Raw genomic sequence first — 13,044 nt, forward strand, 5'->3', positions numbered from 1 at the left:
TCCTCCCCATTAATCTTTTCTTATCTTATGGAAAGGCAGACACTAAAAAAAGGACACCTTTTTTATATAGGTGTCCTTTTTTATTATGCTTTGAAATATGATTAATCGAATTTCAAAATTGTATTAAGTATTCTTTTTGCGTTGAGCTTTAACTGGTCGTGATCAAGTGCTCCCTTTTCATCTGCAGCCTTAAGGCGCTTTGGATAGCCGTTACCCATCTTAAGGTCATTGCCTGCATTTGATTCCTTGTAATGCTCGCCACGTGTCCACCAGTCTGATGTGACCATACCCTCATAGCCCCACTCTTCGCGTAAGATACCTGTGAGAAGGTCATGGCTTTCAGATGCACGCTCACCGTTGATTGCGTTATAGGCACTCATGATTGTGTAAGGCTTTGCTTCCTTAACGACGATTTCAAAGGCCTTCAAGTATATCTCGCGAAGTGCACGCTCTGATACTCTTGAGTCACTGTGCTTTCTGTTAGTTTCCTTATTGTTGCAAGCGAAATGCTTTACAGATGCTCCCACATGATTGCTCTGAATTCCGTTTACAAGAGCTGCTGCAAGCTTACCTGCTACGATTGGGTCTTCTGAATAGTATTCAAAGTTTCTACCGCAAAGTGGATTACGATGAATATTGATAGCTGGTGTAAGCCATACTGCAAGATTGTTTTCCTTAAGCTCTTCACCGCCTGCTTTTCCTACCTGCATAAGAAGATGTTCATTCCAGGTGCAAGCTAAAAGTGTTGCACATGGGAAGGCTGTAGTAAGTATGCCTGTTTCAGGTGCAATTCTAACACCAGCAGGGCCATCAGCTGTCATAGCGCTAGGCACACCGTATTCAGGAAGATTACCAAAGCCAAAGGTATTGGCAACACCTGTGTTAGGCTGACCACCTACAAGATGCATTAAATCATCTAAGGATAGCTGCTCCACAAATTCATCTAAGGTAATCTTGCCTTCTGCCACCTCAGCTAAAGTGTGAGCACCCTCCTTAAATGGATGAATCAGGCAATAGCATTCACGTGAGCGTACCTCTGGTGTAAGTCCTTCCTCTGTACCAGGCTCCATCTTTGTGATAACACTTTCGTTAATGTCCTTATGCTTGCCCTGTGGCAATGCTTCGTAAGAACCATCTGCAAGCATACGTTCCTTAAGCTCTACAGGTGATAGCTTGTGTGTAAGCTCTTTAATGATTTCATCCTTTTCGTTGTCCCACACAAAATCTACCTTAGCAACATCTAAAGAATCATTTCCAAGGCAAAAGCGATATTCACCTGCTTCTAATACATAGCTGGCTTCCTTAACCTTTCCCAAATCATCATAGGAAGACATCTGGTACTTGCTAACTGAAAGTGTAAGAATCTGGCTATCACCTGGCTGCAAGCATCTTGTCTTTGCAAAATCCCCAAGTTCTCTAACAGGCTTTCCAAGCTTACCCTGTGGGGCGCTGTAATATAGCTGTACCACCTGCTTACCAGGCTTAGTCCCTGTGTTTGTAACCTTTACAGTGAAATAGAAGGTATCATCACAAAGTGACATAGATACAATATTACTTTCGAAGCTGGTGTAGCTAAGACCATATCCAAATGGATACACGATTTTCTTATCAGCACCAGGTATGGTTAAGAAATATCTATAGCCCACGTAAATATCTTCGTTGTAATTTACATATTCGAAGGACTCATGGAAGCCCTTTGTGGATGGATAATCATCCAGGCTGCCTGCAAAGGTATCTACTAATCTACCTGATGGATTAACTGTACCAAGAAGCACGTTAGCTGCAGCATCGCCGCCTTCCATACCGCCCTGTCCCATGTAAAGGGCTGCATTTATTCCATCCTCCTTAAGCCATGTTAAATCGATAACACCGCCGATATTAACTACTGCAATTACCTTTTTGAAATTGCTCTTTACAGTATCAATAAGCTTCTTTTCTTCCTTTGTAAGATAGAAATCTCCATCTGGGAAAATCTCCCCAGCTATCTTTGGCATAGAGGTCTCTGTCTCCCATGGATTGTATTCGTTGTTGCATTCAACATCACTTCTGTCCCAGCCCTCACCTGAGAATCTGCTGATAACGATGATGGCTGTATCTGTGAATGCCTTGGCCCCCTGTAAAAGCTCATCTGTAAGTGTTGGTTCTGCAGTCATTCCAGGAACTCGGCCATTTTCATACTGATGCTTTAAATCATCCCTATAGAAGCTAATAAGTGGCTCGTATACTGAAACGCCCTTGGCTGTCAGACCATCGTACAGGCTATGTACGTATTCACAATATACATCACCTGAACCGCCGCCACCTTTTACGTAATCTACACTGCCTTTTCCAAACAATGCAACTGGTCTTTCCTTGGAAAGTGGAAGCGTTCCATCATTTTCAAGCAGTACCATTCCTTCCTCCGCAGCTTTTCTTGAAAGCTGGATATGTTCCTCACAGCCCGTAACTCTTCTGTCCCCTTTTAGTGGAAGAGCTGGCTGATATAATAATCTAGACCATTTTTGCATTGTTTGTATGCCTCCTACTATGTTTTATTTCTTTAATCTTAGCTTTTGACTAATGATTTTTAAAGTCTTTTATTGTCTCTTTTTAAGATGATTTCTAACCACAAAGGAACATGCTGTGAAAACTGCAAAGGCCGCCATTATTCCGACCACAGCAAAGACATTAAAGCCATTATTTCCTTCTATTGTTTGTTCTGCCCCTTTTGGAGTTTCCTCCTGTTGGATTGTTGTCTCCTCCTCATTGCTTTGAATAGTTACAACTTCATCAGAATCATCTACTACTTCTTCGGCTTCTTTAGACTCATCAGCATATACTTCTGAACCTTCAGATTGTTCTTCTGATTTTACTACTGTTTTTTTAGTCTTCTTTGAAGCTGATGCATTAACAGTTTTGCTAACATCAACGCTATTATCTACGTTTCCTGCTGTTGGAGTTTTAGTCTCTTCGATAACTGTAGTATTATTTGATGCACTTGTATTGCCGATAGTACTAGCGCTTCCTGAATTTACAGGTTTTGCTGGGCTTTCATTTGTCTTTTCATAAAATACACTATCTGAAACAGTTTCATTATCTACTTCACCTACAACAGCGGTCTGCTTTACTAAATCAATCTTTGCATTCTTAAATGCGAAGGCGGCATCACCATTTGCTCCACTGTTACCGAATCCAAAGTTAAGATGCACTGATGATATGCTGGCATCAGCTACAAATTCCTTCTCATAGTGATTAAATCCATCTTCAGACTTTGAATTATCAAAGCTTACAGTCTCAGGGCCATCAGCGAATACATGCCAGCTACCACCATTTTCCTGGATGATGTACTGGAATGTATTGTTATGATTTCCAGAAAGGTTGTAATCAAATGAAAGCACATACTTCTGTCCTGCTACCAATTCAAAATCGCCAGATGCAAGCTGAGGAGAATACCAGCTGCCTCCGCTTGTAATACCAGACATTGTTACGGCTCCATCCTGATTTTCAAGAGGGATTTCAACACCGCCGCCGTTATCACCTCTGTAGCTGCTATCAGTCTTAAGTGGATGCTCATCAGCATTTGATTTTTGATTAGCACCATTCATGTATACATTATCAAGCTGTACCTTAGTACCCTTAGCAAATGTAAATGCAACAACTGCATTTTCCACAGCTTCCCTGGTTTCAAAGGCAAGTGTATAATGTCTTACTCCATCTGCCTTTTTATAAAAGGCTGTAGCACTTCCAAGCTGTCTTCCAAGCTTAAGCTCATTCCCCTTTTCTGTAAGAGTATAAGCGCCAACCTTTACGGCACTATCTGCCTGACTATACATGTCAAATTCCACAGTATACTTATCAGCTGAAAGCTTCATATCTGGCTGGTAGATGGTAGCTCCATTTTTTCCTGTTGAAGAAATCTCTGCTCTTCTTTCGTAATATTTCTTACCATCAGTTATTCCTTCGTAATTTGTTTTTGAAGCTACATCCACAACCATCATGTCATCTGAACCGAGAGCTTCAGTTGTGTATCTTCTAACATTTAATTTTGTGTTTGAAAGAGCTGCCCAATAGCCAGTTCGATTATCCCCTTGATCAAATGTGCCATTGTATATCATGTTACCGTCTGATAAAGGTGTTCTAGCCTTTTCACTGGTACCAAGGGCTGCAGGGTCCACTATCTCCACCTTAGGATTTGCAATATAGACATTTCCTGAAGCCTGAGCGCCAAAGTTAAATTCGATTCTACAGTTATCAAAATCCTCAGTCTGGGCGAATGTATATGAGTAGTGAGTCTTTTCTTTTGTAAGTTTAGCCTGAGTCACACCATAGGTGCTCCAGCCCTTCCATTCCTTGGAATCACAATTTACAGTTTTTCCTACCATTCCTCCATCAGCGTAAGCATCAAAGGATACCTTATACACATAGCCTGCTTTGGCATCGTAATGTCCAATAAGCTGTACTGAATAATCCTGTGAGCCCGGAGAAGCTATAGCCACCTTGGCCCAAGCCGTATCATCCTTAGTTAATTTATCAAGCTTTGCATCAGTTGCATCCTGCTGATATGAAAGATACCATTTATCTTTATCAGCTGATGAATCACTCATGCCGCCACCTTCACAGGTCTCAAGGTTTTCTTCTGTTAAATCGGCAATCTGATTAATACCAGCATAATCCTTCCAATTTTCTGCTGCATTATCTGATGCTTTTCTTGTTACAGTATCTGGATATCCATCCTCCTTTTGGAAAACTCTTACATAATCCACATACATGTTGATATCTTCATCAAATCTTGCTTTGTTTACACTTCCGCCAAACTGACCACTATCTACAGCCAAATTTAAAAGCATGTAAAAAGGCATATCAAATGGTGCATCAAATGCAAGACTATCAGATGCTCCAGGAATAGCGCTCTCCCAATTGTTGAGAGTATTTATTGGCTTACCATCATAGTACCAGGTAATTTCCCCTGGCTGCCAATCAATTGCATAGGTATGGAAATATGTATAATCACTATCAAGATTTACATATCCACTTCCCTTATATACATGTGTAGGGGTGCCCCAATGGAGGGTTCCGCATGCCACATCATTATCCTTGTCTGTAAATGCACCACAGGTTTCCATGATGTCAATCTCACCTGAAACAGGCCAATTGCCATATACAGTAGTGCTTTGTGGCAACATCCAAAATGCTGGCCATGCACCTGCTGTTGCTGGCAGTGCTATACGTGCCTCCACATAGCCATAGGTTGTATTAAACAGCGCCTCTGTTGGCTTGGTAGTGCGGAGTCTTGCTGATGTATAATTCTTGGCACTCTCAGTTTTATAGGTGTAGCCATTCTCTCGCTTTGCAGTGATTCTAAGTACACCTTCACCCTCGCCATCATCATTCAAATCCTCGTTAACGCCCACATTTTCTGGTCTATTAGTGTAACACTGTAATTCATTATTACCCCAACCGTAGTTACCACAATCTGTGGAGCCATCGCCTAATTGATAAGCCCAGTTATCCAGGTTAAGTCCTGTGGCCTTATCCACACTAGCATCGCCATAGTTACCATCAAACTCATCTGCCCAAATTAATTCATACCCAGCTTTTGTCTTACCTGAATCCTTAGCATCAAATTCTGAATTATCCTTTGTAAAATCGTGCTCTTTCCCCTTTTTCTTCTCGTCATCACCTATATCTACTGGCTCTTTCTCCCCCTCTGTAATAACAAGATTCTCAAGCGTGATTTCTCCACTTCTACTTACCTCCTCACCAGACATCTGCCCAAGTGCAAAGAATAGATATGGTTTTTCGCTGAACTCACCACAGCTTACAGACTTCATATAATGCATTTTCTTTCCAGCATCTAATGAAACTTTTTCTGCTATAAATCCATTTCCATCATCCAGCTTTAAAAAGAAGTCCTTGTCCACCGTGGATGTGATATCAAATTCAAGTGTGTATGTAGTATTATTATGAAATCCTAAATCCTTGATAATATATTGGATTGCCCACTCACTATTTGCCCATCCAAAGTTTTTCACATGGAAGTCGACCTTGTCTTTACTGGTCACGGCATCAGCATTTGCACCTGCCCAGTCGCTTCCCACATATAGCTCCGTATCTTTTTCCTTAAAATTTACTGAAGCTTCAGATTCCCCATTTTCTTCTTCCTCAGCTTCAAGCTCTGGCTCTTGCTCTTCTTTCTCTTCTTGTTCTTCTTGCTCCTCTTTCTCTTCCTCTTTCTTTTCTTCCTCATCTTCAAGCTCCAGCACTTGCTCTTCATCCTTTTCGTCCGCAAGGGCAATCAAGCCTGTACTTGAAAATGCCAGTGCTACAGCCAAACCTGTGGCACAGAGCCTTTTCGTTAGCTCCTTTTTTTTCATGTAATTATACCTCCCATATTTGACATGAACTGTCGACTTTAATTTGATTATGGGCGATTAAGAAACAATAAATAAGGCGGTGTTTTTTATTCAAGTGTCATTTTTTATAGAACCTGGCACAAAAAAAGTGCTTTGGATTTCTCCAAAGCACCTTTGAAAGCATTTTTAATTTTCATCAACATACTTCTGAATGTTACTTGCGTTAGCATAGCGCTTAACATCATCACCATTTACAACAACAAGTGTAGGTGCCTGCATGACGCCATACTTCTTTGTCATATCTACCTGCTCCTCAGCATCAACAAGGATATAATCCTCATCCTCTAATATTTCCTTTGCTCTAGCGCAGTTAGGACATGTCTTTGTAGTGAAAAGATACTTCACACCAGTAGCTGGCTCCTCAGAAACAATTTCAAGATTCACCTCTGGCATCTCCTTTTCAACTCGCTCCTTGTACTGCTCGCCAGCACGACGGCAAACGCTACCAGCAATATCGTAGAGCTTACGATTCTTGAACTCCTGAGTCTTTCCTTCGTTCCAGTTCTGTACTGGACGATAGTAACCAGTGATTCGGCTGTAAACCTCTGCTGGCTTTCCGCAATGAGGACATGTAAAATGCTCACCTGCAATATAGCCATGCTCCTTACATACTGAGTATGTTGGAGAAAGTGTGTAGTATGGAAGCTTGTAGTTTTCTGCAATCTTTCTAACAAGATTTGCTGCTGACTCCCAAGTAGGAAGCTTCTCACCAAGGAACGCATGGAATACTGTACCAGATGTATAAAGTGTCTGAAGCTCATCCTGAACCTCAAGGGCATCAAAAATATCTGATGTGTATTCTACTGGCATGTGTGAGCTGTTTGTATAGAATGGTGTATCACCTTCCTTACCAGCTGTAATGATATCTGGGAACTGCTCTCTATCATGCTTTGCAAAACGATAAGTAGTAGATTCTGCTGGTGTAGCCTCAAGGTTATAAAGGTCACCGTACATCTCCTGATAATCAGAAAGACGCTCACGCATGTGGTTAAGAACATCCTTTGCAAACTGCTGAACTCTCTTATCTGTCATATCTGCGCGAAGCCAATTAGCATTAAGACCTACCTCGTTCATACCGATAAGACCGATTGTAGAAAAGTGGTTGTTAAAGGTTCCTAAATATCTCTTTGTATAAGGATATAATCCCTCATCAAGAAGCTTTGTAATAACGCCACGCTTAATCTTAAGAGAACGTGCGCTGATATCCATAAGCTTGTCTAATCTAGCATAGAAATCTGCCTCATCCTTTGCCTGGTATGCAATACGAGGAAGATTGATGGTAACTACACCAACTGAGCCTGTACTCTCACCTGAGCCAAAGAAACCACCTGACTTCTTACGAAGCTCTCTAAGGTCAAGACGAAGACGGCAGCACATAGAACGAACGTCGCTTGGCTCCATGTCTGAATTAATATAGTTACTAAAATATGGAGTACCATATTTAGATGTCATTTCAAATAATAATCTATTGTTTTCTGTATCTGACCAATCAAAATCACGTGTGATTGAATATGTTGGAATTGGATACTGGAAACCACGGCCATTAGCATCACCCTCGATCATAATCTCAAGGAATGCCTTATTGACCATATCCATTTCCTTCTTGCAGTCCTTGTATTTGAAGTCCTGCTCCTTGCCACCAACGATAGCTGGAAGCTCTGCAAGGTCGTTAGGTACTGTCCAATCCAAAGTAATATTTGAGAATGGTGCCTGTGTACCCCAACGAGAAGGTGTGTTTACACCATATATAAATGCCTCAAGGCACTTTTTAACCTCTTCGTATGAAAGATTATCTGTCTTAACAAATGGTGCAAGATATGTATCAAATGATGAGAAGGCCTGAGCGCCAGCCCATTCATTTTGCATGATACCAAGGAAGTTTACCATCTGATTGCAAAGTACTGACAAATGCTTTGCTGGAGCAGATGTAATCTTACCTGTGATTCCACCTAAGCCCTCCTGAATGAGCTGCTTAAGTGACCAACCTGCACAGTAACCTGTAAGCATAGAAAGATCATGAATATGGATATCAGCATTGCGGTGTGCATTTGCAATTTCCTCATCATAAATCTCTGAAAGCCAATAGTTGGCAGTGATTGCACCAGAATTTGAAAGAATAAGTCCACCTACAGAATATGTAACTGTAGAATTTTCCTTAACTCTCCAATCCTCTACCTTAACATAGCTATCCACAACATTCTTGTAATCAAGAACTGTAGACTTCATGTTACGCATTTTTTCGCGCTGTTTTCTATATAAAATGTATGCCTTTGCTACATCTGTATAGCCAGTTTGCTCCAAGACATTCTCAACTGAATCCTGAATATCCTCAACTGAGATTTTGCCTTCTTTAATTTTTGACTGAAAATCTGCTGAGACTCTAAGCGATAATAAACCAATAATATCATCGTTATAAGCTTTGCCAGTAGCTTCAAAAGCCTTAGCTATCGCATCGTTGATTTTCCCTAAATTAAATTCTGCGATTTGTCCATCTCTTTTTACAACATCAAACAATTCTACTCACCAATTTCCTTTCTCTAGTATCCTTAAGAAGTGTGTCAAAAGGACTCCCCATACATCTAAGATACTCGACTTGTTTATATGTTATCAAAATATAGTAAGGCATTCAATGGATAAAAACTAGATATAGTGCTTTTCGTCATAATTACCTAAAATAACGTTTTCAATTTGATAAATTTCTAGGTGGAATTATGTTTCAACACACACAATATTTGGTATTTACACACAAAATGGACACACCATATATGGTATGCCCATTATTACCAAATTATCGAGTTTGTAGGAAAACTAGCTCCTTAGATGCAACTTCATCATCTGGGTAGCTATCAAGATATTGTGTCAAGATGTCTTTCGCTTCGGAGTATCTATCCAGCTTTTCCAAAGCAGCTACCTGCCCCTTCATAAGTGCTGGCATATTATCAATTGAATCAAGAGTCAACCCTGCCTGATAATAGCTTAAAGCGCTTTCATAATTACCATTTGTCATTTCAATGTCACCTAAAGCAGCCATGGCATCGCTTGTTACTTCATCTGAGGATGCGTACTCTTCCAAAAGCTTCTGCGCCTTATCAAAATCTCCAGCGTCCTGATAAATCTTGGCTAAGTATAGCTTTGCTTCAATTACATCCTTATCAATGGCCGCCTCAAGATTTTCAGTGGCATCAGCTGTCTGTCCAAGCATGTAATAGATTCTGCCTTTATAGTATTTGCCATTGGCCGATTTGTCGGAAACCTTTAAGGCATCATTCAAATAGACTAAGCCCTGGTCTGTATATCCAAGTGAATTAAGGTTTTCATATATCTGTATATATAGAAGGTAATTTTTTTCATCGATTGCAACTGCAGCATCATAATCAGTTATGGCTTCGCCAACCTCTCCTTCATTGGCATATATACTTCCTCTTAAAAAATAGGCTTCGTAATTTTTTTTGTCATATTTAATAAGATAAGTGTAAGTCTTTTCTGCGTCCTTAAAATGTCCGCCCTTAAACTGCGCTGCCGCTTTATAATAATTTATATCAATCTCTAAATCGGTAACCTTTCCGATAGACTTTCCAAGTGCCTTATTGAATAAATCAATAGCATTATCATAGTCCCCTGAATCTAATGCTTCAATTCCCTGGTCTCTAAGATCTATTTCTGTCTGATTGTATTTGCCGCAGCCTACTAAAGCTGTGGTCATTGATATTGTTAGTAGTAATAATATAATCTTTTTTCTCATAAAAAATATTTTAACAAAGATACAGTTCTTTGTGTAGGGATAATCTAATATTATTGACTGTGAATGGTAACATGATATTATATAGTTAATATTTATTAGACATATTAGCACAAAGGAGAAAAAATAATTGGACACACACCTGTTAATTAGATTTATAGTTCTTATTTTACTTCTTGCTCTTTCAGCATTTTTTTCGTCAGCTGAAACCGCTCTAACTACGGTTAACAAAATCAAGCTAAAAACTATGGTAGACGATGGAAACAAAAAAGCCTTACGTGCATTAAATGTTGCCAGCCGTCCTAAAAAAATGCTATCAGCAATATTAATAGGAAATAATGTTGTAAATCTTTCTGCGTCTTCACTTGCTACTACCCTTGCCATTGATATATTTGGAAGTGTGGGTGCAGGTATTGCTACAGGCATACTTACTTTATTAATATTGATTTTTGGTGAGATAACACCTAAGTCGATTGCCACACTTAATTCTACAAGCCTCAGTCTTTTATTCGCTCCTGTAATTGGCTTTCTGATGTGGCTACTTACTCCAGTGATTACAATAGTAAATTTTTTATCGGGAATTATTATCAAGCTATTTGGTATTGATCCGGATTTCAAGGATGAAACTATTACTGAGGAAGAAATTCGTACCATGGTAGATGTAAGCCATGAAAGCGGTGCCATTGAAGGTGACGAGCGCACCATGATTCACAAGGTATTTGATTTTTCTGATGCCTGTGCCAAGGAAGTTATGATTCCTAGAATAGATATGACAATGGTGGACGCTGACATAAGCTACGAGGATTTGATTGCAGTCTTCAAGGAAGATATGTACACCAGAATTCCTGTATGTGAGCCTGATACTGAAAATATTATCGGTATTGTAAATATGAAGGATTTCCTTGGTGTCTTTCCTTCCCAGGATTTCAATGTTAAAAACTACATCAGAGATGTTTATTATACCTTTGAAATGAAAAATGTTTCTGATTTGTTTGATGAAATGCGTGAAGAATCCGCTACCGTTTCTATCGTATTAGATGAATACGGTGATTTATCAGGTATGATTACAATGGAAGACTTACTTGAGGAAATCGTAGGTGAGATTCGTGATGAATATGACGAGGACGAAGAAGACCCTATCATTAAATTAAGCGAGCGAGAATATCAGGTCCTTGGTTCTATGAACCTTGAAGACCTGTGCGATATTATCCCTCTTGGATTTACCAGCGAAGATTATGACACCATTGGCGGCTATATTGTTGGTGCCTTTGATCACTTTCCAAATGCCGGAGAAACCTATGTTTCTGAAAATGGCGCCATAATAAGAGTGCTTTCTGTCGAGAAAAAGCGTATCACAAAGCTTCGCATTAAATTGCCTGCAGGAGATACTGCACAGCAATCATAGAAATATTAATTATTAGGCCCAGGCTGGCAAAGGCTGTAAAGAATTTCTTTACTGTATTTGCTGGAGCCAGGGTCTTTTTTCGTCTTACCTGCAGCTCTTCTAAATTTCTTTCCTGTAATTTAAACACTGCCGCAATGCTCTCATAATCCATTGCTATAAACCAGATTACCCCAATGCTATTTACAATAATAAATATGCTAAAGCTGTATTCATTTTTCAGGTAGGTATACATAGCCAGATTTCCTACCATGAAAATTGTTTTTTCTATTAATAGTCTCACTTTATTTTTTAGCAAGGTCTTTTCCATGGTTTTAACGGATAGCTTCATCAGCTTTAGCTGTTTATTTATAGTGCTTTCCAGATTTTTTGCGGAGGCCACAGGGCTTAAGATATTTTGGTGAAGTATTGTTATTGCCTGACAAGGTAGCTTTTTTTCAATATAATCCAGCTGACCTGCCCTGTTTCCTTCCTTCATAGCGCTTAATATTATTTTCTGCAATTTCCTATTATTGATACTAAAATATAAGCTTTGTAAAAGCTCTTCCGACTTTGTATCCTTTTCCAACAAAAATAAAAGGCGTCTACAATATAATTGTTTGATTTGTAACTGTGAATGCATGATTGAAGCACTAACTAAAGTGTGCAACAAAGAAGCCACCTCTACAATGGCCCATAGAATAAAACAATGAAATATTAGATTTCTATCCATATTGAATTTGCATAAATATATATATAAAAAAAACGACACGCAAAAGCGTGCCGTTATGATATCACATATAAGTCTTATATGCAATAAACTCAATTTTGATTCTAAGCTGTAACCTCAGGTTCTGGATACTCAACACCAAATGTTTCAACAGTAACCTTCTTCATCTTCTGCTCTTCAACTGGTCTGTCTGACCAATCTGTAGCTGTTTCAGCAATCTTGTTTACAACATCCATACCTTCGATTACCTTACCAAAGGCTGCATAATCTCCATCAAGATGTGGGCTAGTCTTGTGCATGATGAAGAACTGGCTTCCTGCTGAATTTGGAAGCATTGTACGAGCCATTGAAAGGACACCTGGCTCATGCTTTAAAGTGTTCTTGAAGCCGTTGCTAGTGAACTCACCCTTGATTGAATAACCTGGGCCACCCATACCAGTTCCGTCTGGATCGCCACCCTGAAGCATGAAACCATTGATAACACGGTGGAAAATTACTCCATCGTAGAAATTGTGGTTAATGAGGCTGATGAAATTGTTTACTGTGTTTGGAGCGATTTCAGGATAAAGCTCTGCCTTCATGATATCGCCGTTTTCCATCTCAATTGTAACTATTGGATTCTGTGCCATTTTAATCTCCTAATCCGGATGGCTTATAAGTTGTGGCTCGGTTGTTACATTAACAAGCATAATATTTCTACGCTCAGCTTAGAATGCTTCGCTTAAGAAATATTATAGCTTGCTAATTACAACCTACCTTTACCATAGTATGCCATCCTCATATAAAATTTATAGTTGCATTA

Annotated in this window: 7 protein-coding genes; 1 reads left to right on the forward strand and 6 read right to left on the reverse strand. The window is 39.6% G+C overall.

The features are described from left to right. Nucleotides 1-101: 101 nt before the first annotated feature. The 4 genes from BM097_RS04045 to BM097_RS04060 all read right to left on the reverse strand — a co-directional run bounded on the left by BM097_RS04045 (nucleotide 102) and on the right by BM097_RS04060 (nucleotide 10,134). Complete coding sequence (locus BM097_RS04045; RefSeq protein WP_090546141.1) at nucleotides 102-2,507, reverse strand: glycoside hydrolase family 3 protein; 2,406 nt, start codon at nucleotides 2,505-2,507, stop codon at nucleotides 102-104. 69 nt (nucleotides 2,508-2,576) lie between these two features. Beyond that, nucleotides 2,577-6,353, reverse strand: a complete 3,777-nt coding sequence (locus tag BM097_RS04050; protein WP_090546143.1) for a glycoside hydrolase family 16 protein — start codon at nucleotides 6,351-6,353, stop codon at nucleotides 2,577-2,579. 165 nt (nucleotides 6,354-6,518) lie between these two features. Continuing rightward, entirely contained in the window at nucleotides 6,519-8,906 is a 2,388-nt protein-coding gene (locus BM097_RS04055; RefSeq protein ID WP_090546145.1) for a ribonucleoside triphosphate reductase, read from the reverse strand. Nucleotides 8,907-9,180: 274 nt separating this feature from the next. Beyond that, entirely contained in the window at nucleotides 9,181-10,134 is a 954-nt protein-coding gene (locus tag BM097_RS04060) for a tetratricopeptide repeat protein (RefSeq protein ID WP_090546148.1), read from the reverse strand. Nucleotides 10,135-10,261: 127 nt separating this feature from the next. On the opposite strand from BM097_RS04060, the gene BM097_RS04065 reads away from it, so the two are divergent. Continuing rightward, complete coding sequence (locus BM097_RS04065; protein WP_090546150.1) at nucleotides 10,262-11,536, forward strand: HlyC/CorC family transporter; 1,275 nt, start codon at nucleotides 10,262-10,264, stop codon at nucleotides 11,534-11,536. Here BM097_RS04065 and BM097_RS04070 read toward each other — a convergent pair. Both BM097_RS04070 and BM097_RS04075 read right to left on the reverse strand, forming a co-directional pair. Further along, nucleotides 11,499-12,035 carry a hypothetical protein gene (locus BM097_RS04070; protein WP_177197363.1) on the reverse strand — a complete coding sequence of 179 codons (537 nt, stop codon included), beginning with the start codon at nucleotides 12,033-12,035 and terminating at the stop codon, nucleotides 11,499-11,501. The genes BM097_RS04065 and BM097_RS04070 overlap by 38 nt on opposite strands. A gap of 311 nt (nucleotides 12,036-12,346) precedes the next feature. After that, the gene (locus BM097_RS04075; protein WP_090546154.1) at nucleotides 12,347-12,871 is read right to left on the reverse strand and encodes a peptidylprolyl isomerase; all 525 of its coding nucleotides are present in this window, start codon (nucleotides 12,869-12,871) and stop codon (nucleotides 12,347-12,349) included. Nucleotides 12,872-13,044: the final 173 nt, after the last annotated feature.

The organism is Pseudobutyrivibrio sp. OR37, assembly GCF_900113655.1.
In the GTDB taxonomy this organism is placed as follows: Bacteria; Bacillota; Clostridia; order Lachnospirales; family Lachnospiraceae; genus Pseudobutyrivibrio.